The following is a 20,967-nucleotide window of genomic DNA, read 5'->3' on the forward strand; positions in this document are numbered from 1 at the left end:
CCAGTGAGCCTTTTCCGTCGGACGTTTCGCGGTCAGCGATGCGGGTGCCTTCGCCAGCCGGTCAGCCGAGGTAGGCATCGCGGACTCTTTCATCACGCTGGATCTCGTCCGGGGTTCCTTCCGCGAGCACCGAGCCGAGGTTGAGCACGGAGATCCGGTCACAGATCCGCATCACGAAGCCGGCGTCGTGCTCGACCAGCAGGACCGCACAGCCCTCGCTTCGCAGTGACTCGATGAGATCACCGAAACGCGCGGACTCCGCGGCGTCCAGGCCCGAGGTGGGCTCGTCGAGCAGCAGCAGGGTCGGGCGGTCCACGATCGCCCGCGCCAGCTCGACGAGTCGCTGCTGCCCCAGTGGCAGCGAACCGGCGGTGACCCCGCGGACGGCTGTCAGGCCACACCACTCGAGGATCTCGGCGACCCGCTCCCGGCGTTCGCGTTCGTGCCGCCGCCGCGCCGGCCAGCCGCACAGATCGCCCAGGACGCCCCCGCCGCCACCACGCCATTCCAACGCTGCCAGCACGTTGTCCGCCACGGACAGCCAGCTGAAGACCTGGGCACGTTGGAAGGTCCGCCGCATGCCCATGCGCGCGCGTGCGGTCGAGGACCGGCCGGTCACGTCGGCGCCCGCGAACCGCACGAAGCCGCGGCTGGCCGGGGTGATCCCCGAGATGACGTCGAACAGCGTCGTCTTCCCCGCTCCGTTCGGCCCGATCAGGCCACGCACGGTTCCCGGTGCGACCTCCAGGTCGACGTCGGTGAGCGCATGTACGCCGCCGAATCGTTTGCTGACGCCGCCGAGCGTCAGAAGTGGGTCGTCCGCTGGGGCAGCGGGTGCCGCCGGGGTGGGCATGGGGCCTCCTGTGTCACGCACGAGGTGATCGATGTGTGGCGAGCCGTTAGCCAGGGCTCGAGCCATTGGCCAGGGCTACTGACGGGACGCGTCAGGGTGGGCGGCCACGACATCCCGGGCGAGGTCGGTAGGGCGGGCTGCCCGGCACCGGCTCCAGGCCCGCTCGCCCTACATGTGACGACTCACACAGAAGCCTAGCCGATAGATATATATGTTTCTAGCCCAACCCTACCGGCGATCACCGAACGCCCGCACCGCCATCCCGCGCAGGCGTCGACACGATCAACGGAACCCGGAGGCCACGGGCTGGGCGACGCCCGGCGAACCGGGCGGCAGATCGACCACGGCGGAGCATTGACCCGCGAATGGGCTAGATATTTAAATGCTGTGACGACGCGGGGTCAGGGCCGGAGGAGAATCTTCGCGCTCGCGGTGACGTTGGCGAGATCGTCGAAGGCCTCGTTCACCTCGCTGAGGCCCACCCACCGGGCGATCAGCGGCTCCGGGTCGATCCGCCCGCCGGCGAACGCGTCGACGACGGTGCGGAACTCCTCGGGGGTGTAGTAGACGGCGAAGCCGACCGAGACCTCCTTCATCAGGGCCGCGACCGACGCGAACGGGGTCGGCTCGATCGTCACACCTGCCATCACGATCCGGGCCCCCGGCCGTGCGGCGGTCACGCAGGCGTCGAGCAGCGATGCCCTGCCCGCGCACTCGGCGACGAAACTGTAGGTGCCGGCGGCGACCTCCTCGACGGAGCCGACGACCTCGGTCGCCCCGAAGGATGCCGCGGCTGACCGGCGGATGGCCACCGGGTCGACGGCGGTGATCCGCCGGGCGCCGTGTTGGCGCGCCCACGCGATCGTCGTGAGGCCCACCGTCCCGGCGCCGACGACGAGCACGTCGTCACCTTCGGTCAGGTGCCCCGTCCGGGCGATGTGCAGGCCGACCGCGAACGGCTCCACCAGCGCGCTGTACAAGGGATCGATCCCCGGTGCCAGCGGGATGGCGGCGGCCGCGGTGACCACCGCCAGCTGCGCGAAGCCGCCCCCACTGCCACCGAGCCCGACCAGGCGCACCTGCGGGCAGTGGATCACCCGGCCGGAGGCGCACCACTCGCATTTCCCACAGGAAAGCGCGGGCAGCACCGCGACCTGGGTGCCCTCCCGCCAACCCGCCGTGTCCGGGCCGATCCCGACGATCTCGCCGCCGAACTCGTGCCCCATGATCACCCCTGTGGGCATCGCCGCCCGCGCCTTGACGTCGGAGCCGCAGAACCCGCACGCGGTGACGCGGAGCAGGAGCTCGCCGGGGCCCGGGGACGGATCCGGGACCTCGGTGATCTCATACCGGCCCCCGGAAGCGATCACAGCCGCGCGCATGACACCTCGCTTGTTCCACGACCGGTCAACGGTCGCGTGAGATCGACGTCTTTCGTGGCCGCCGCAGGCAGCCGAGGAGCAGCTCAGGCGAGCGAATCCAGCCACGTGGTGAGAAGGGAGTTGAACTCGGCTGGGCGCTCCTGGTGCAGCCAGTGGCCGGCGCCCTCCCAGGTCACCACCCGGGACCGCGGGTCCGCGAAGATCGCCTGCTCGGCGGCGGCCCGCGTCGGGTCGGCGTAGAAGGTCAGCACCGGGCAGGTCCGCCTGCGCAGGTAGGGCGCGCTGTGCGAGTGCAGCGCCATCCCGGTCGCCTGGGCCTCCAGCGYCTGGCGCAGCACGTGGTCGGCCATGCCGGCGATGCGGCGAACCTGCCAGGTGCGCAGGGCCGGGTCCCGGGCCGGGGAATCCATGCCCCCCACCAGCTGCTGGACCAGGGGCACCGGGTCGGACACCGCGAGCAGGTCGAGCAGCGGCCGGATGCCGCCGGCGATCTCGTCCGGGAGCAGGTAGGCGGGGTCGACGCCGACCATGGCGGCCACCCGGTCGGGGTGTTCGACCGCCAGGCTGCCGGCGATGCTGCCACCCATCGAATGACCGACGGCGACGACCCGTTCCACCTCGAGCTGGTCGAGCAGCCCGGCGAGGTCGGCGGCGAACTGCGTGGTCGTGTAGCCGTCGGGAGGCGCGCTGGAGCGGCCGTGACCGCGCAGGTCGACGGCGATCACCCGCCGGCGGGCGGCCAGGTACGGCAGCTGCCAGCTCCAGTCATGCGAATCGGAGGTGTAGCCGTGGACGAGCAGCAGCGGCAGGTCGCCGGTGCCCTCGTCGGTGAAGAACAGTCGGACGTCACCGACCTGCGCGAACGCCACCGGAAGCCCCTAGGAGATCTTGAAGCCGGAGTAGCCCGAGGCGACGACCTGATCACACTGTTTGTGGAACTCCGGAACGCCGGCGACGTAGGTCGTGTACATCCGCTTCTTGCCCGGGACGTTGGCGCCGTTGTACCAGGAGTCGCACTTCGGGTGGAGCAGCACGCTGCCCGCCACCAGCGCCTGCACCCCGTCGATCCACTCGCTCTGTGCCTCGGGAAGGGTCTCGATCGTCTGGTGGCCACCGCCGCGCAGGTGTGCCACGCAGTCCGCTATCCACCTGATCTGGTACTCCATGGTCGCGAGATAGTTCGACGCCGCGGACGGGCTGCCCGGCCCCTGGATGAGGAAGAGGTTGGGGAAGCCGGCGACGCCCAAGCCCAGGTAGGCGACGGGGCCCTCGTCCCGCCAGACGTCGCCCAGGACCACGCCATCCCGGCCACGGACGTCGATGCGCGTCAGCGCGCCCGTAAGCGCGTCGAAGCCGGTGGCGAAGAGGATCACGTCGACCTCGTGATGGCCCTGCCCGGTGCGGATGCCGGTGGGGGTGATCTCCTCGATCGCGCCCTGGCGCAGGTCCACCAGCGTGACGTTGTCCCGGTTGAACGTCTCGTAGTAGCCGACGTCGATGATCGGCCGCTTGCAGCCGAACGGATAGGCCGGGGTCAGGCCGGCGGCCGTCCGCGGATCCCGCACGATCAGCGCGACCGCCTCGCCGTACAGCGCGGTCGCCAGCTCCCCCGCCTCGGGGTCGGACAGCACGTCGCTCCAGTACAGCGCTCCCCGGACGCCGTTCTCCTCGATCGCGCGCAGCTGCTCCTCGCGCGTCGCCGTCTTCAGCGGCGGGAAACCGCCCATGTTCATGAACACGGAGAAGGCGCTCGTGCGGGCCGCGCCCACGTGGGCGACCAGCTGGGCGGCCCGGATGTCGTCGTAGTTCGCCTTGAGCTCGTCGAGTTCGCCCGGCTCGTAGGGACGGGCGGGCGAGGGCAGCGTGTAGGCGGCGGACCGCTGCAGGACGTAGAGGTGTTCCGCCTGCTCGGCGACCGCCGGGATGATCTGGACACCGGTGGAGCCGGTACCGATCACCGCCACCCGCCTGCCGGCGAGGTCGAAGCCCTCGCGCGGGTACCGGCTGCTGAACAGGACCGTGCCGCCGAAGGTGTCGAGGCCGGGTATGCCCGGGTCGAGCGGCGCGGAGAGGATGCCGGTGGCGGCGACGACGAACGGCGCGGTGAAGCTCTCCCCCGCCTCGGTCCRCACCGTCCACGTCGAGTCGGCCTCGTCGAAGGACATCTCGACGACCCGGGTGTCGAACTGGATGTCGCGGCGCAGGTCGAGCCGGTCCGCGACGAAGTTCAGGTAGGCCTCGATCTCCGGCTGGCCCGGCAGCACCTCGGACCAGTTCCACTCCTGCTGGAGCTCCGGGGAGAAGCTGTACGAGTACTCGATGCTCTCGATGTCACAGCGCGCGCCGGGGTAACGGTTGAACAACCAGGTCCCGCCGACGCTGTCGGCGGCCTCCAGCACCCGTACCCGCAGCCCGTCGGCTCGCAGCCTGTGCAGGGCGTACAGGCCGGCGAACCCCGCACCCACCACGATCGCGTCATAGTGCCGGTCAGCGGCGCCCGTCGGCCGGGTGCTACCTGCGCGTGTTCCGTTCCCGTCGCTCACGGCCACGCCCCCACGAATCGCTGGTGTAAGTCAGACCCCCGCATAGCTCTAAATATTTCGCCCGCAGGGGGTGTCGTCAAGGGAGCGGCCGGCGCCGACCGGGCGCCGCGCCGACACCGGCCGCTCCCAGCTCACCAGGCCCCGAGGGTCAGAGTGCCTCGACGACCATCGCGGCACCCATGCCGCCGCCGGCACACATCGACACCACGCCGAGCGCGTTCCCCCGGCGGCGAAGCTCGGCGACCATGGTGACCACCATCCGCGCGCCGGTGGCGGCGATCGGGTGGCCCAGGCTCGCGCCGCTGCCGTTGATGTTCACGATCTCCGGCGCGATCCCGAGCTTGCGGATCGTGGCCACCGGGACCGAGCAGAACGCCTCGTTGACCTCGAAGAGGTCGATGTCGGCGAGCGTCAGTCCCGCGCGGTCCAGCGCCTTCGGGATCGCGAGGGAGGGGCCGAGGCCGGTCAGCGCCGGGGCGACCCCGACCGAGGCCCACGACCGGATCCGGGCCAGCGGGCGCAGCCCGTGGGCCTCGGCGTACTCGCTGCTGGCCACCGTGACGGCGGCGGCCGCGTCGTTGAGGCCGGCAGCGTTCCCGGCGGTGACCGTCGGGTTCGGCAGTTCGGGGTGCAGCAGCCGCAGCTGGGCCAGCCCCTCCACCGTGGTTCCGCGGCGGGGGAACTCGTCGGTGTCGAACAGCCGGGTCGAGCCGTCCGGCTGGGGCACCGGCACCGGCACGATCTGCTCGGTGAAGTACCCGCCGTCGATCGAGGCGATCGCCTGCGCGTGGCTGTACACGGCCCACTCGTCCACGTCGAGACGGGTCAGCCCCAGCTCGCGGGCGGTGTTCTCACCGACCGTGATCGACATGTCGAAGGCCGGAGCCTGCGGGCTCTCCGGGTGTGACGCCGACACCCAGGTAACCGGCTGACCGTCCGCGCCCTTGCGGGTGGTCGTCATCGCGCTGTTGCTCAGGCTCTCCGTCCCGCCGGCGATGACGACCTTGTCCATGCCGGCACGGACGCTGCCCGCGGCGATCGCGACCGCGCTCAGCCCGCCGGCACAGTGCTGGTTGGTGGCCACCCCGGCGATGTCGTCGAGGCCGAGCCGTACCGCGACGTTGCGGGCGATGACCCCGCCGCCCTGGTAGGCCTCGGCGAGCACCAGGCTGTCGACGTCCCGGGCCGGCACGCCGCTGCGATCGAGCACCGCGGGCACGACGATCTCCGCGAGGTCGAAGGCGTCCAGGCTTACCAGAGATCCCTTGCGGGCTCGTCCGATCGGGGTGCGGGCGGTCGAGATGATGACTGCTTCGGTCACGATGGACCCCTCCGGGAGGTTGGCTGTGCCCGGGGACGCCGGACACCTACGGCGGATGGCGCGCTGAACGTGGACGGCCGGGCACCAGGCCTGGAGCGGCCCGTCAGGCGCGAACTGATCGCTCGCCCGGGCACTCGCCGCACCGCGGACCGGCGCCCGGTGCGCGGACTCACACACCCAGCCCGGTAATACATCTACATCTAACAACGCCAGACAGGCCCGACGCATCGGGAAACGGCCGCCCTCAGGCCCGCCGCAAGCAGCCACCGTAGTAGCGACTGGGGCGTCCGCGCCGGCGCAGCGTCCACCATCGACCTCGGATACATCTCGATGTTTTCGCCCGGATGAGGTACAACCCACCGAGGGATGGTCCGTCGACCTGCGGTTCCGCGGCCGGGACGGACAGGGACCCACGTGTGAAGGGCGGTTCTCCCACGATGACCCGACATTTTCTGGCCGGCTCCGGCATCGCGCCGGTCTATCGCGACGATCCGCGACTGGCTCCCCTCRTCGGGCCCGGTGGACCGTTCGAGGTCGAGGACGTGGAGCTCCACGGCATCCCACTGCGCGACTTCGTCCGCGGGCCGCGCACCGTCAACGACATCTTCCTGATGGGCGCCGCCCACCAGGCCCTGATCCACACGGTTTATCAGGGCGAGCGGCAGACCTTCGCCCAGACCCGGCTGCAGGCGCGGGCGGTGGCGGCTCAGCTGCGTTCCGTGCACGGTGTGCGCCCCGGCGACCGGGTCGGCATCGCCATGCGCAACCTGCCGGAGTACGTGACGTCGTTCTGGGGCGCCCTGCTCGTCGGCGCCATCGTCACGCCGCTGAACGCGTGGTGGACCACACCGGAACTCGACTACGCGTTACGGGACGCCGCGGTGTCGGTGCTGTTCGCGGACGGGGAGCGCCTGAGCCGGGTGCGCGCGGCCGGCAGGCCCGACGGCCTCACGCTCGTCGGCGTTCGTTCCGACCTGGGTGACGTCCCGTTCGCCGAGCTCACGGCCGCGGAGCCGATCGACGACGGATCCATCGCCCGGCTGGACCGCGACGACCCGGTGACCCTGCTGTTCACCTCCGGCACCACCGGACGCCCCAAGGGCGCGGTCAGCACGAACCGGGCGATGACCGCCAACATCTGGAACATGGCCTTCGCGAACCTGCGTGAAGGCATCGTCGCCGGCCGGGCGCCGCGCGAGAACCGCCAGCCCGCGACGCTCTCGACCGGCCCGATGTTCCACATCGGCGGCGTCACCACCATCATCTCCAGCCCGCTCGGCGGCGCCAAGATCGTGATGATGCACCGGTGGGACGTCGAGGAGGCCCTGCGCCTCGCCGCCGCGGAGCAGGTGACCGCGCTCGGCGGTGTCCCGGCCGTCGCACGGCAGATGCTCGAACACCCGCGGACCCGCTCGCTCGCCGAGCACGTCCGCGGCTTCTCGATCGGCGGTGCCGCCGTCCCCCCCGACCTCGTCGCGCGTGCCGTCGAGGTGCTCGGTCCCGACGTCCAGGTCTTCAACGGCTACGGTCTCACCGAGACGACATCCGCCGTGGTGACCAACGTCGGCGTCGAGTTTCAGGCTCGTCCGGACTGCGTCGGCCGGCCGAACCTCACCGCGGACGTGCGGGTCCTCGACGCGGACGGCGAACCGCTTCCGGCCGGCGGGACCGGCGAGGTCTGCTTCCGCTCCCCACAGGTGGCCAGGGGCTACTGGAACGACGAGGCCGCGACCGCGACGTCGTTCCAGGACGGCTGGTTCCGCTCGGGTGACGTCGGCTTCCTCGACGACGAGGGCTTCCTGCACGTCGTCGACCGGCGCAAGGACGTGGTGATCCGGGGCGGCGAGAACGTCTACTGCACCGAGGTCGAGGCAGTCCTGCACGAGCATCCGGGCGTGGCCGAGGTGACCGTCGTCGGGCTGGACGAGCCGATGATGGGCGAGCGGGTCTGCGCGGTGGTCGTACCGCGGCCCGGCGCCGCGCCCGGCCTCCATGATCTGCGGGCCTTCGCGACCGGCCGGCTGGCCGCCTTCAAGTGCCCCGAGGCGCTGTACATCATCGCCGAGCTACCGAAGACCGCCACCGGCAAGGTGGCCAAGAACGACGTCCGTGCGCTGATCACGGACGACACCGACAGGATCGTCCGTGGCTGGTGACCCGCGCCGAGCGCCGCTGACCACCAGACCAGGCCGGTCCGAGACCCCACAACCACGTGTGCCGGCGAAGCCGGCGCCTCTGGAGGGCGCAACCGTGTCCGAGCACCGCCTGTTGATTGACGGAAAGCTTGTCGAGGCCGAGGGCGGCCGGGTGTTCGACAACATCAACCCGGCCACGGAGGAGGTGCTGGGGGTCACCGCGGACGCCTCGCGCGCCGACATGGAACGGGCCGTCGGCGCGGCCCGCGCCGCGTTCGACCAGACCGAGTGGTCGCGTGACCCCGAGGCTCGCAAGCGGGGCCTGCTGCAGTTGCAGGCCGCGATCGAGGCCGAGGTCGAGGAGCTGCGCGCGGAGCTTGTCGCCGAGGTGGGCTGCCCGGTCATCACCACCTACGGCCCGCAGCTCGACGCGCCCCTGCGGGAGGCGCTGCGCTGGCCCGCCGAGCAGATCGAGTCGTTCCCATGGACGCGCTCGCTGCCGGACCACGACGCGTTCGGCATGGGCTTCCCGTCGGCCCGCGAGGTCTGGAAGGAGCCCGTCGGCGTCGTCGGGGTGATCGTGCCCTGGAACTTCCCCCTCGAGATCGCGCTGAACAAGCTCGGCCCCATCCTCGCGATGGGCAACACCTGCGTGCTCAAGCCCGCCCCGGACACGCCCTGGAACACCACCCGGCTGGGCCGCCTGATCGCGGAGAAGACCGACATCCCGCCGGGCGTCGTGAACATCGTCGCCTCCTCCGACCACCTGGTCGGCGAGGTGCTCTCGACCTCGCCGGACGTCGACATGGTCGCCTTCACCGGCTCGACGGCGACCGGGCGACGGGTCATGCAGGCCGCGGCCGCCACGGTGAAGCCGACGTTCCTCGAGCTCGGCGGCAAGTCGGTGAACCTCGTCCTGGAAGACGCCGACCTGACGAAGGCGATTCCCACCGCCGCCATGGTCTGCATGCATGCCGGGCAGGGCTGCGCCATGCCGACCCGGCTGCTCGTCCCGAACTCCCGCTACGACGAGGCGATCGAGCTCGCCAAGGTCGCGTTCGAGGGCGTGAAGTACGGAGACCCGACCGACCCGTCGGTGCTCCAGGGCCCGCAGGTCTCACGCCGCCAGCAGGAGCGGGTCCTCGGCTACCTCGACTCCGGCCGCCAGCAGGGCGCCCGCGTCGTCCTGGGCGGCGGGGTACCGAAGGACCTCGACCGCGGCTACTTCGTCGAGCCGACCCTGTTCGCCGACGTCACACCCGACATGACCATCGCCCAGGAGGAGATCTTCGGCCCGGTCCTCGTCGTCATCGGCTTCGACGATGACGACGACGCCGTCCGCATCGCCAACAACTCCGTCTACGGCCTGTCCGGAATGATCACCTCCGGTGACCTGGACCGGGCCAAGGCCGTCGCCCGGCGGATCCGCACCGGAACCCTCGGCATCAACGGCGGCATGTGGTACGGGGCGGACGCCCCCTTCGGCGGCTACAAGCAGTCCGGCATCGGGCGGCAATGCGGCCTCGAAGGCCTGGAGATCTTCACCGAGACCAAGACCGTGGGGTGGCCGGCAGGCAGGTGACCGGCACAGCAGAACGCCGCGTTCCGGGGGATCGGCGGATCCCCCGGAACGCGGCGTCGGCGTGCGCGGCTCCCTGGTGGCACTCGGCGTTCACCCACGCGAAGGTCACCCGCGCGAAGGTCACCCGCGCGAACGCCGGCACCGAGGCCGCGGCGAACGGATCGCCACGCCCGATCAGGGTGCTCGTCGGTTCATCGCGTCACCTCGGGGGGCAGCAGGCGGCGGGCGACCTTCCCGGTCAGCAGGCGCGGCAGCTCGGACAGGAACACCACCGAACGCGGCGCCTTGTAACGCGCGATGCGCTCCCGGACGAACTCGATGAGCTCCTCCTCGAGCGCGGCCGAGTCGGCTGGCGGGGCCACCGGCTGGACGACAGCACGCACCGACTCCCCCATCTCCGCGTCCGGAACGCCGATCACCACCACGTCCGCAACGGCCGGATGCAGAATCAGCGCGTCCTCGATCTCACGTGGATAGATGTTCACCCCACCCGAGATAATCATGTTCGACGCACGGTCGGTGAGGTACAGATACCCCTCCTCATCAACCCAGCCGATCTCCCCGAAAGTACCCCAGCCCTTCTCGTTGAACGCACCAGCCGTCTTCTCCGGAGCACCGTGATAGGCGAAACCGTTCGGCGACTCGAAATACACCCTTCCCTCGGTGCGCGGCGGCAGCTCACTGCCGTCCTCCCCGACGACATGCACCGGCCCCAACATCGACTTCCCGACCGAGCCCGGATGCGCAAGCCACTCCTGCGGCCCGATCGCACAGAACCCGACACCCTCACTACCCGAGTAGTACTCGTGCACCACCGGCCCGAGCCAGTCCAGAACGGCCCGCTTCACCTCCGGCGGGCACGGCGCCGCCGCATGCACCAGAGTCCGCAGACTCGACAGATCGAACCGGACCCGATCCACCTCCGGCAGCTTCAACAGCCGCACCAGATGCGTCGGCACCACCTGAGCCAACGTCACCCGATGGCGTTCGATCAGCCCAAGGAACTCACCCGCGTCGAACCGTTCGACCGCCACAACCGTGCCGCCGATCCGATGGATCGCGCTCGCCCAGCCCAGTGGAGCGGCATGGTAAAAGGGCGCCGGGCTGAGATAGACGGTCGACTCGTCGCCGCCGAAGAGGAACCGGACCATGGCGGTGAAGCCGGCGGGTTCACCGAGGGGGCCACCGACCGTCGCCGGGGTGATCCCCTTCGGCCGCCCTGTGGTACCCGACGAGTAGAACATCCAGTTGCCCTCACACTCGTCGCCGATCGGCGACGTGGGACAGGCCGCGAGAGTCTCCTCGTACGAGGCGAACCCGTCGATGGACCCGCCGACGGCGAGCCGCACCTTCAGCGCCGGCGCGTCGATGGCTGCCACGACGTCCGCTCGCGGCGCCGACGCGACCAACGCCGTCGCACCGCAGTCCACGACGATGTACTCCACCTCCGCGGCGGAAAGATGCCAGTTGATCGGCGTGACGAGCAGCCCGGAACGCAGGCCCGCCCACACGACCTCGAAATACTCCGCCCGGTTCTCCATCAGCACAGCCAGGTGACTGCCCGTCTCCAGACCGAGCGATCTCAGCGCGTGTGCCAGCTGGTTGGAACGTGCCTCGAGCTCGCCGTATGAAACGGTCCGGTCGCCGATGACCACCGCCGGGCGGTCAGGCGCCGATTCCGCGAACCGCTTCGGATGCTCCATGTCCCCGTGGACCCCCTCGCCTGCCTACCCGCGATGCCCCGAAACTCTAGGCAATTTATATAGATATATCAACGGCCCGACTGGCCGCGCCTGCCCCGCGACCGACGCCGCGCAGCCGGCGTGGCGGGGGCCGCCGACAGCGCGACGTTGCGGGCGACACCGAAGCCCCGCGACCAACCGGAGTCCATGCCGGGCACGCCGCGGCCTTCCCGCACCCGCGGCTGGCGACAGTCACGGACCGCGCCCCAACGGCGATGGCGGACCCGTCACACGGGCCCGCCATCGCTTCAGGCTTCCTCTGCGCCGGGGTACCGATCCGCAAACGCAAACGCAAACGGACCCGAGGATCCTTCACGGAGTCGGCACCGTGCCCCCGTCCGAGCCAGGTGGCGGGTCCGTGTCGAATCCCGCCACCCAGGTCGGAGGACCTTCCCTAGAAATGATGCCGACCGCGGACTAGAGGCCCAGGAGATCTCCGACCTGCTCCCAGACATAGCCGTGGCCCGGCATCGCGATGAAGGGAATGACCTCGGCGTAGGCCTGCCCGGTCACAGCCTGGCCGTTGATCGTCCCGGACACGGTCGTGGTGCCCTCCCAGTACGACCCCACCGTGACGATGTCGCTGTAGACCTCCTGGTCAGGGAATTGTGACGTCACGGTCAGCGTGCCGCCCGGAACAGTGACATTCCAGTTCTGGGGATACACGATGCCGGTGTGCGGACTGGTCCAGCTGCCGAGCGCCGTCTCACTGAGCTGGCTCGCCGGCAGGTTCACGGTGCTGCCGTCGGGGTTGATGAGCGTCCCGACCGTCTGGACGTAGTTGTGGTTCTCGTCGCGGATGAAGTAGAGCATGTACTGGGTGTTGTTGGACAGCTGGATGCTGAACCACTCCCAGCCACCCTTGCCGGGGTTCCAGTTGCCCCACTGGTGGTCCATCCAGGCCTTCCCGGTGACGTTCACGAGCAGGCCGTGGTCGAAGAGCTTCCCGGAGACGTCGAGATTCGTCTGCGAGTAGTAGGCCGACTCGCCGAACGGGCCGTAGGGGATCACGCCCGAGGGTCCCCCGTGCAGCGCGGCCGGCGTGCTCTGCTTCAGCGTCAGCCCGCTGTACACATAGCTGAGGTCAGGGAAGCCTCCCCAGATGTGATTGACTCCGTTCTTTCCGTCCATGTGCACGCCACCGACGTCGAAGCTGAATCCGCCGCCGGCCGGGGTCTGGTCATTCTGGATGCTGTAGATGTCCCGGTTCTGCTTGAAGGTACCCCTGGTCAGGTCCGTGACCGACATGTTCACGTTGTAGATGACCCCGGTCGGCGCGGTGTCGAGCCCGTCGTTACGGACGACCATTGTCTCGAAGCCGTACGAGTGGCTCTTGCCGAAGACATCCTTGCCGGTGAGGTGGCCGGTGAAGTACCACCACTCCATCCCCGCGTCCGGGTGGGCGGACTCGTCCGCCGGCAGCACCACCGGGGGCGTCGCCGCCGAGGCCACCGGCATGTGCACCGCGACCAGCGCCAGGCCGGCTGCTACACCTAACACGACCGATGCGAGCCTCCGGAACCGCGGCCGGACCCGGAAGCCCTTGGTCGACGTCATAACGTCGCTCCTTTCGTAAATTGCGGTCGCGCGGCGAAGCAGGCGCTTCGCCGGCCGTCGGCGGCCTGTCCCATGCCGCCGAGGTCCATAAAATCGGCGACCGCTGCCCGTGCAGACGGAAACGCCGAGGTGAAATACTCCCGGGAGACCCAGGGGCTGGTTTCGCCGGCCCGGCAGAAAATTCGATTCATCGCTGACTGACAGCGGCGCTGTTCACAGGATCTCGACAACGACCGCCGGCCGGGAAAACGCGTTCGAGAGGTTACGCGACCCGCTTCGTCGCCGCTCGTCGGTGGATTTCATGTCGTACATCGTCCCTGCGTCCAGAATACGGACTGGCGGAGGATCTCGAACAGGAAACCGCACTCGAGGCAACCGCGACGATCGCCTGGGCCTGTTGGTCGTGGGTGAACCGTGAGTCCGGACGGCCGCCGCCGACATACGACGATCATCCGACGAGTGAACCTAGCCGAAACATCCAGAAATTTCAAGACGGCAGTCGAGCCGGTCCCAACCGGGCGCCGGTCCGCCGGCGACTCCTGTCAGCTCTTCGCGGCGGCCGGCCGTTGTGTCAGCTGGCCGTCGTCTCGGGGGCGCCACGAAGCTGGTCGGCCAGCCACACGGTGACCTTCGCCCGGGAGTGGAAGCCGAGCTTGCTGAGGACCTGGTGGACATGTGACTCCGCGGTCCGCGGAGCGATCATCAGCTCCATCGCGATCTCCCTGTTGGTCCGTCCCAGGGCCAGCAGGCCGGCAACCTCCCGTTCGCGGCGGGTCAGCCCCGCGGCGGACAGTGGGCCCCCCTCGGCGATCCCGCCCGCGACACCAGGCGGGGCGCCTTCCTCATGCTGGCCGCGGCCGCGAGAACAGGCCTGCTCCGGCGTCAGCTCGGCACCGCGAACCCGCGCGGCCTCGAACGGGCCGTCACCGAGCAACCGGCGGCAGTCCGTCTCACAGTCACGGCGAAAGCGGAACAGACCGGGGAAGGCCGCGGTGGACGTCCCCATCCGCGACCACAGTCGGTCCGCCGCGCCGAGCAGGACGGCGGCGTTCACCTGCCGGCCGCGGCCTGCCTCGATCCAGGCGATGGTCTCCAGGCACAGCGCGAGGCTCAGCTGGTCGGAGCGGCTGGCCGCGAACGACAGCGCGTCCCGGGCACTCGACAGCGCGGCTTCCACATCGCCGGAGCGCCAGACGGCGAGCGCATAGGGCCAGGCCGTGTACAGGCGCAGTGCCGGCTCGCGCCGGGACCTGGCCAGCGCGCCGCACTCCGCGTGGTAACGCCCCGCCTCCACGGGGGCGGGGCTGAGCGCCGCGGCCACGGTGAGCAGGGCGAGGGTCTCCAGCTGGCGGTCGACGTCACCGACCCGGCGAAACCGCTCCAGTGCGAGTTCGAGGTGTTCCGTCGCCACCGGCTGCCCGGTGTAGAGCGCGTCCATTCCGTCCAGCTGGGTGATCAGAGCGGCGGCCGAGGCGTCATCGCTGCTGGCGGCCAGCTGTGCTCCCTGGCGCAGGATCGCCGCCGACGCGACGGTGTCGCCCTGTAAGGTCGCCAGCCAGCCTGCGGCATGTACGGTCTGGAGCCGATCCAGCACGGTTCCGTCGTCGGCGCGCAGGAACCGCGCGAGCCAGGTCCGCCCCTCGTCGAACCGACCGTCGGCCACCCAGTAGTGCTGCAGTGACCGCGCCATGGCGCGCCCCTGCGCGTGGTCGTGCGCGTCGATGCTGTAGGCCATCGCCCGCTGGAGGTTGGCGTGGTCACGGCGCAGGCGGTGCAGCCACTGCCGCCGGTCGGTGCCGAGCAGCCCGGCCTCCGCCCGCGTCGCGAGGTCAAGGAACCAGTCGCGGTGCGCCCGGCGCATCGTGGTGTCCTCGCCGCTGTCCCGCAGCTTCTCGTAGCCGTACTGGCGCAGCATCTCCAGGAGCCGGAAACGCGCCTTCCCGGAGCCCGGCTCGGGCATCAGGATCGACTTGTCCACCAGCGAGAGGATCAGGTCGACCACCGGCTCAGACAGCCCCGGTCCCTGGCAGATTCCCTGCACCGCGTCGAGCTCGAAGCCACCGGCGAACACCGACAGCCGCGCCCACAGGCGCTGTTCGGCATCGGTGCAGAGGTCGAAGCTCCAGTCGATGCAGCCTCGCAGGGTGCGCCGCCGCTCCGGCATCCGGCGACCGTCGTGGCGCAGGACCTCGCTGCCCTCGTGGAGCAGCCGCAGGACCTCGGCTGGCGACAGCGCCCGCAGCCTGACCGCCGCCAGCTCGATCGCGAGCGGGATCCCGTCGACCAGACGGCAGATGTCTCCGATCGCGTCGCGGTCGTCCTGGGTGAGATCGAAGCCTGGCCACACCGCGCGCGCCCGGTCCAGGAAGAGGGCGGCGGCGTCGCCGCCGGACGCACCGCGCTCGGAGATACTGGACCGCTCGGGCACCGAGAACGGCGTGACCAGGTACGTGCACTCGCTCTCGACACGCAGCGATTCGCGGCTCGTCGCGAGAACACGCAGTCGCGGGCACGCCCGCAGCAGCCTGTCGACCAGGTCTGCGCAGGCGTCCGCCAGATGCTCGCAGTTGTCGAGAACGAGCAGCAACCGCCGCTCGTTCAGGTGCCGCACCAGCGTGCTCAGAACGGTCCGATCCGCCGGCGCCGAGCAGCCGAGCGTCGCCGCGAGCTGATGCGCGAGCAGGTCCGGGTCACGCAGCTGCGCCAGTTCGACGAACCACACCCCGTCGGGAAACTCACCGCGGACTTCCGTCGCGGTACGCAGGGCCAGCCGCGTCTTGCCCACACCGCCCACGCCCACGAGCGTCACCAGCCGAAACCGCCCGAGCCGCTGCCGTAGGTCGGCGCGCTCCTGCCGCCGGCCGACGAAGCTGGTCACCTCCGTGGGCAGGACGGCACCGGGCGGCCGCGGTGACCCGGGCACGGACGCGGTCATGACCAAACTTTTCTGGGCGCGGAACCGGACGTCAAGGTCAGACATCTCCGTAGTCCGTCTACGTAGTTCCACTGTGGACGGGGCCAGGAAAACCGCCCATCCTTTTACCGTGGCCGGGCCCGACATCCCGGCCGCTCCACGCGACTCCGGACACCCAGGTCCCGGTACTCCGACGCGTCGCGCACCGAAACCGAGAGGAGGGCCGACCCTGCCACGGACCGGGACAAAGCCCGGTCCTGCCAGAGATGCTCGTTGACCCGGTCGGGAATGAACGTCGCCCCGATGGCCTCGTTGCCGGCGTGGGCGAGCCACCTTCCTCGACCGTGAGGAGGTGGAATCAGCCTTCGATGTGGTTCAGGGCCGGATGTGTTTCAGGGCCTGAGCCGCATTTCAGGGCCTGAGCTGGTGGGCGCCCCGGACGAACGGCAGCCCGGTGAGGTTGACGATGCCGGGCGGCGCCGCGCAGACCTGCGGGATGGCGTTGACGGCGGGCAGCGCCGTGGTCACGGTGCCGTCGAGGTGGTCTCCCTGGGGCTCGAGACGGACCCGGACACCGGGATCGCCGTCGAGCTCGATGATGTAGCCGTGGGTGACGGGCCAGTTCGGGGTCATGTCCGCGCCGAGCTTCCACACGAAGGAGCACTCGATGAGGGATCGGCCGTCCCGGTCACCGGACACGGTGCCCCTGAAGCCGGCGATGTGCCCCTTGCGGACGGTCATGAACCCGAAGTCGGTGTCCTCGTTGGCGGTGGCGAACTCCACCCGGAAGCCGACCCTGTCGATCCGGACGCCGAGCTCCCTCGCGAGCACCGGGATCTGGTCCTTGAACGATCCGCAGGACGCCTCACAGGCCAGCGCGGCCGCGGGATCCTCGGGGGGCAGGTCGAAGCCCTGGGCGCGGAACATCTGTTCGTTGGCGTAGCCGGCGATGTCGAGCGACTCCAGAATCGAGACCCGTTCGATGCGGCTGCACATCGCGCTGGCGGCCAGCGCCACATTCGGCGCATGCCCCGGATAGATGCCGGAGGCGTAGAGCGACGAGCCACCGCGCAGGCAGGCGTCCCGCAGCCGGTGGGTGGCCTCCTGCCCGTAGCCGAATCCCGCCATCATGTACATCGTCGAGACCACGTTGACGCCGGATTCGAGGATCCGTTCCAGGTGGTCGAAGTTCGGCCGGTCAGTTTTATCTATATATTTCAACGTCAAGCGAAGCCGGTGGTCAAGCCCAGCCCGACGCCGCCGGGCATCAGCGTGGACATCGTCAGGATCATGCCTGTGGAACCACGATCATGGTTCTGGAACCACGGAGTCGCCGGCCTGTCAGGACAGCCGGCCCGGGTTCGCGGGCAGGCCGCGCACCGACGGCGGCCGGATCCCGCGATAGGCCTCGACCACCGGAGCGACCTCGTCCGGCGAGACGCCGTGCAGGATCACACCGGTGGCCCCCAGCTCGAACTGGCGGGCCACGGCCGCAGCGCACTGCTCGGCTGTCCCCGTCGCGCTCGCCGCCAGCCATTCCGCCGGGATCAGCGTGGCGAGATGCTCCAGCTGCCGCTCGTCGGCCTTCGCGTCGAACGCACCCTGGAAGCCCTGGACGAACTCGTCGGCCCGGAACCGGGCGAGCACCGCCGGATCCCAGTCGTTGACCCGCACCAGGATGTCGCCGTAGCCCAGCAGGTAGGTGGCCAGCCGCCCGACGGTGCGCCGCAGCATCTGGTCCGGTGGGATGTGATCACCGATGACGGCCAGCACCGACCAGACCCGGACGCTGTCCGGGTCCCGTCCCGCCGCCTTCGCTCCCCGGCGCACCGCCTCCACGGACTCCGTCAGCGCGACGTCCGAGAAGAAGGTGTGCAGCACGACGCCGTCCAGGCAGCGCCCGGCGAGCTCCAGGCTGCGCGGTCCGAGCGCGGCGAGCATGAGCGGGATGTCCTCGTCGAAGTCCGGGTCCTGCTGCAGGTACGGGTACTTCCCGGCCGGGCCGTCGTGGCCGAGGATCATCTCTCCTCGCCACAGCCGGCGCATGAGCCCGGCGAAGTCCTCGATCTGCGCGCTGGTCACCGGGCTGAGCCCGACCGCGGACCAGAACCGGTCGAAGCCCCGGCCCAGCCCGAGCGCGAACCGCCCACCGGTGAGGCGGTGCATTGTCGTCGCGAAGGTCGCGGTGACCAGCGGATGGCGGGTGTGGTGGTTGGTCGCCGCCGTGGCGATCCCGAGCGTCTCGGTGAGGGCGCCGGCCGCGCCCGACAGCACCGCCGCGTCCTTCGTCGAGAACCGCTCGGAGACGAACGTGGCGCCAAGTCCCAGCCGCTCGCCGGCCAGGACCTCCGTGACCAGGTCACGGGGCGTGCCGGAATGCCCGGGCAGGGTGTAGAAGCCAAGCTCCGTGAGCTGGTCGGTCGTCATGGGCGATCTCCCTCACAGCGGCCCGGCCCGCGGCGGCCCGGCGCACGCCGTAGCCGACAGGCCGGAGGACCTCAATACATCTAGATATCTCAACCTCCCCTGGGGTATAACCCGAAGAGGGCACTGTGGGCAAGACCCGTGGCCCTCCGGTCCGCGAAAGCGCCACTTCCCTCTACGCACCCAGGATGTCCAGGATGACCACCAGCAAGGATCTCGGCTTTCCGGTCTTCGACGCGGATCACCACCTGTACGAGACGGAGGACGCCTTCACCCGGCACCTGCCGGCGCGGCACAAGGACCTGTTCCGCTTCGTCGAGCTCGGCGGCCGCAAGAAGCTGGTCGTGCGCAACACCCTCACCGAGTTCATCCCCAACCCGACCTTCGAGGTCGTCGCCGCCCCCGGCGCCCACATGGCGTTCTACTCGGGCAACAACCCCGAGGGCAGGACCCTGCGCGAACTCAGTGGCAAGCCCATCCGACCGCTTCCCGCGTTCCGCGAGCCGGCCGCACGCCTCGCCCAGCTCGACGAGCAGGGCGTCGCGGCCTGCCTGCTTTTCCCGACGCTGGCCAGCCTCGTCGAGGAACGGCTGCGCGACGACCCGGCGCTCACCCAGATCGCGATCCGGGCCTTCAACGACTGGCTGTACGACGACTGGACGTACAGCTACGCCGACCGGATCCTCACCACCCCGATCATCTCCCCCTGCGACGTCGAGGGTGGCATCGCCGAGCTCGAACGTGTCCTGGAGCGCGGCGCCCGCGCGATCCTGGTCCGTCCGGCACCGGTCGCCGGCCTGCGTGGCCTGCGCTCACCGTTCCTGCCGGAGTTCGACCCCTTCTGGGCCCGGGTCCAGGAAGCCGGCGTGCTGGTCGCCCTGCACGCCTCCGACAGCGGCTACCAGGACTACCTCAACACCTGGGAAGGCAACACCGGCGAGTACGTCGCCTTCAGGCCCAAGACCTTCGCCTACGTCGCCGACGGCGGCCGCACCATCCAGGACACCCTCGCCTCCGCCATCTGCCACGGGATGCTCGACCGCTTCCCCGGTGTCCGCCTCATCAGCGTCGAGAACGGCGGCAGCTGGGTGGGGCTGCTGGCCAGAAACCTCGAGCTCGCCTGGAAGAAGATGCCGCGGGAGTTCCCCACCCACCCCATCGAGGTCCTGCGGCGCAACATCTGGATCAATCCGTTCTGGGAGGACTCCCTCGACGGCCTCATCAGCCTCATGGGCGCCGACCGGGTCTGCTTCGGCTCCGACTACCCCCACCCCGAAGGCCTCGCCGAACCCCTCTCGTTCGCCGACGAGCTCGGGGACCGGACCCCGGCCGAGATCGAGAAGATCATGTCCGCCAACATGTTCGACCTGCTCGGGCTCAAGCGCCCGGCACCGGCCACAGCTCAGGCCTGACAACCCAGAGGCGTGACGCGACACAGCCCGGCGGCGTGACACAGCCGTCGCCGCCCCCGCTCCCGGGCGGTGGCGGCGACGGTCTCCGGCTTCAGGGCCGGCGGGGCCTCTGCTCGCCGCTGCGACCCTGACTTTCGTCGACGTCCATGTTGATTTCCTCGTGGCGCAACTGCTCCTCTATCTGCCGTTCCTCGGTTACCCGCTCGGTGGTCAGCCGTACACGTTCGACCGGCACGGTCTCCTTCTGGATGACGGGCCGCTCCGCGTGCAGCGTCACCTCCTGGTCCTGTTCGGTCAGCTCGGGCCTGGTGCGTATCGCGGCCCGGTCGGCATCCGTGATGGTCTCGCGTTCGAGCCGCACCTCCTCGTGGCTGAACGGAACGGACTTGCGAACGTTCTCGGTCACCACGTACTTGTGCAGCCGAGCCCGACCGGTCTCGACGGTCTCGGTGCTGATCCGGAGGCGCTCCTCCGAGCGGGTCATCTCACCTTCGGCACCACGGACCGGTGCGCCGCGTTCCCGCTCGTCGGGCGCCCTGCCCTGGGCGGCGCCGGCCCGCTGGTCTGTCGCCGACGTCGCCTGCCGGGAGGCTCGCTGCTCCGTGTCCATGCCTCGCTGCCCAGCGGTCCGCTCATCCGCCGCCATGGCTCGCCGGCCCGTCGCGCTCTCGTCCGCCTCCACGGTTCGCTGGTCGGCCCGTTCACTGCCCGCGAGGGTTCCGCCCATAGTGCCGGCCGCGGCACCGGCCGCCGTTCCAGCGGCGGAACCCCGGACTGTCCTTCCGGTGCCGAAGCCGTAGTAGGCGTTGATCTCCTCCTGTTTGCGCGGCGAGATGTCCTCACCGGAATCGATCCTCGGCGCGTCCTTCACCTGCTCCCTGGTCAGGGGCACGGCGAGCTTGTCCCCCTGGACGGAGGCCTTGTCCAGCGGCACGACCGTCGTCTTCGTCCCGAACAGCCCGGTGTGCACGGCGGCATAGGCGGGGCGCTCGGTGTTGGACGGCTCGACGTAGAGAGTCGAGATCGTCCCGATCTTCTCCCCGTCGCGGCCGACGACGGTACGGCCCGGCCAGCGGTCGAATTCGGTGAGCGCAGGCATGCG

Annotated in this window: 14 protein-coding genes; 3 read left to right on the forward strand and 11 right to left on the reverse strand. The window is 70.0% G+C overall.

Annotation, left to right across the window (positions count from 1 at the left end):
* Nucleotides 1–61: 61 nt before the first annotated feature.
* The 5 genes from CcI49_RS22450 to CcI49_RS22470 all read right to left on the reverse strand — a co-directional run bounded on the left by CcI49_RS22450 (nucleotide 62) and on the right by CcI49_RS22470 (nucleotide 6,099).
* A complete protein-coding gene (locus CcI49_RS22450; protein WP_054566168.1) occupies nucleotides 62–853 on the reverse strand; it encodes an ABC transporter ATP-binding protein in 792 nt (263 codons plus the stop codon).
* Between the two features lie 401 nt (nucleotides 854–1,254).
* Nucleotides 1,255–2,235, reverse strand: coding sequence for an alcohol dehydrogenase catalytic domain-containing protein (locus CcI49_RS22455; protein ID WP_076829113.1), 981 nt, complete (start codon nucleotides 2,233–2,235; stop codon nucleotides 1,255–1,257).
* Nucleotides 2,236–2,318: 83 nt separating this feature from the next.
* Nucleotides 2,319–3,104 carry an alpha/beta hydrolase gene (locus CcI49_RS22460; RefSeq protein ID WP_076829114.1) on the reverse strand — a complete coding sequence of 262 codons (786 nt, stop codon included), beginning with the start codon at nucleotides 3,102–3,104 and terminating at the stop codon, nucleotides 2,319–2,321.
* Nucleotides 3,105–3,113: 9 nt separating this feature from the next.
* Nucleotides 3,114–4,778, reverse strand: a complete 1,665-nt coding sequence (locus tag CcI49_RS22465) for an NAD(P)/FAD-dependent oxidoreductase (protein ID WP_076829375.1) — start codon at nucleotides 4,776–4,778, stop codon at nucleotides 3,114–3,116.
* 148 nt (nucleotides 4,779–4,926) lie between these two features.
* Nucleotides 4,927–6,099: a thiolase family protein gene (locus CcI49_RS22470; RefSeq protein WP_076829115.1), complete on the reverse strand. Its 1,173-nt coding sequence runs from the start codon at nucleotides 6,097–6,099 to the stop codon at nucleotides 4,927–4,929.
* Between the two features lie 437 nt (nucleotides 6,100–6,536).
* Between CcI49_RS22470 and CcI49_RS22475 the strand changes: the two genes are divergently transcribed.
* Nucleotides 6,537–8,255: a class I adenylate-forming enzyme family protein gene (locus CcI49_RS22475; protein WP_076829116.1), complete on the forward strand. Its 1,719-nt coding sequence runs from the start codon at nucleotides 6,537–6,539 to the stop codon at nucleotides 8,253–8,255.
* Nucleotides 8,256–8,349: 94 nt separating this feature from the next.
* Entirely contained in the window at nucleotides 8,350–9,816 is a 1,467-nt protein-coding gene (locus CcI49_RS22480; RefSeq protein WP_198955596.1) for an aldehyde dehydrogenase family protein, read from the forward strand.
* Nucleotides 9,817–10,007: 191 nt separating this feature from the next.
* On the opposite strand, the gene CcI49_RS22485 is transcribed toward CcI49_RS22480, so the two are convergent.
* From CcI49_RS22485 to CcI49_RS22505, 5 genes are all read right to left on the reverse strand, one after another.
* Nucleotides 10,008–11,519, reverse strand: a complete 1,512-nt coding sequence (locus CcI49_RS22485; protein WP_076829117.1) for an acyl-CoA synthetase — start codon at nucleotides 11,517–11,519, stop codon at nucleotides 10,008–10,010.
* A 456-nt stretch (nucleotides 11,520–11,975) separates the two neighbouring features.
* Nucleotides 11,976–13,115: a lipocalin family protein gene (locus tag CcI49_RS22490; protein ID WP_076829118.1), complete on the reverse strand. Its 1,140-nt coding sequence runs from the start codon at nucleotides 13,113–13,115 to the stop codon at nucleotides 11,976–11,978.
* A gap of 571 nt (nucleotides 13,116–13,686) precedes the next feature.
* Nucleotides 13,687–16,050 carry a LuxR C-terminal-related transcriptional regulator gene (locus CcI49_RS22495; RefSeq protein WP_076829120.1) on the reverse strand — a complete coding sequence of 788 codons (2,364 nt, stop codon included), beginning with the start codon at nucleotides 16,048–16,050 and terminating at the stop codon, nucleotides 13,687–13,689.
* Nucleotides 16,051–16,440: 390 nt separating this feature from the next.
* Nucleotides 16,441–17,256: a dihydrodipicolinate reductase gene (locus CcI49_RS22500; protein WP_241840191.1), complete on the reverse strand. Its 816-nt coding sequence runs from the start codon at nucleotides 17,254–17,256 to the stop codon at nucleotides 16,441–16,443.
* A 114-nt stretch (nucleotides 17,257–17,370) separates the two neighbouring features.
* Nucleotides 17,371–18,456 (reverse strand): TIGR03857 family LLM class F420-dependent oxidoreductase, encoded by a 1,086-nt coding sequence (locus CcI49_RS22505; protein ID WP_076829122.1) that lies wholly within the window; start codon nucleotides 18,454–18,456, stop codon nucleotides 17,371–17,373.
* Nucleotides 18,457–18,650: 194 nt separating this feature from the next.
* Here CcI49_RS22505 and CcI49_RS22510 point away from each other — a divergent pair, with 194 nt between their 5' ends.
* Complete coding sequence (locus CcI49_RS22510) at nucleotides 18,651–19,865, forward strand: amidohydrolase family protein (protein WP_054566157.1); 1,215 nt, start codon at nucleotides 18,651–18,653, stop codon at nucleotides 19,863–19,865.
* Nucleotides 19,866–19,956: 91 nt separating this feature from the next.
* On the opposite strand, the gene CcI49_RS22515 is transcribed toward CcI49_RS22510, so the two are convergent.
* On the reverse strand, nucleotides 19,957–20,964 hold the full coding sequence (locus tag CcI49_RS22515; RefSeq protein WP_054566156.1) for a DUF2382 domain-containing protein: 1,008 nt from the start codon (nucleotides 20,962–20,964) through the stop codon (nucleotides 19,957–19,959).
* Nucleotides 20,965–20,967: the final 3 nt, after the last annotated feature.

It is taken from the genome of Frankia sp. CcI49 (assembly GCF_001983215.1).
In the GTDB taxonomy this organism is placed as follows: Bacteria; Actinomycetota; Actinomycetes; order Frankiales; family Frankiaceae; genus Parafrankia; species Parafrankia irregularis.

What these genes read in the sequence shown, in the direction of transcription:
- CcI49_RS22450 (WP_054566168.1), bottom strand. Translation starts at nt 853, where the DNA reads ATGCCCACCCCGGCGGCACCCGCTGCCCCAGCGGACGACCCACTTCTG.
- CcI49_RS22455 (WP_076829113.1), bottom strand. Translation starts at nt 2,235, where the DNA reads ATGCGCGCGGCTGTGATCGCTTCCGGGGGCCGGTATGAGATCACCGAG.
- CcI49_RS22485 (WP_076829117.1), bottom strand. Translation starts at nt 11,519, where the DNA reads ATGGAGCATCCGAAGCGGTTCGCGGAATCGGCGCCTGACCGCCCGGCG.
- CcI49_RS22490 (WP_076829118.1), bottom strand. Translation starts at nt 13,115, where the DNA reads ATGACGTCGACCAAGGGCTTCCGGGTCCGGCCGCGGTTCCGGAGGCTC.
- CcI49_RS22495 (WP_076829120.1), bottom strand. Translation starts at nt 16,050, where the DNA reads ATGACCGCGTCCGTGCCCGGGTCACCGCGGCCGCCCGGTGCCGTCCTG.
- CcI49_RS22505 (WP_076829122.1), bottom strand. Translation starts at nt 18,456, where the DNA reads ATGACGACCGACCAGCTCACGGAGCTTGGCTTCTACACCCTGCCCGGG.
- CcI49_RS22510 (WP_054566157.1), top strand. Translation starts at nt 18,651, where the DNA reads ATGACCACCAGCAAGGATCTCGGCTTTCCGGTCTTCGACGCGGATCAC.
- CcI49_RS22515 (WP_054566156.1), bottom strand. Translation starts at nt 20,964, where the DNA reads ATGCCTGCGCTCACCGAATTCGACCGCTGGCCGGGCCGTACCGTCGTC.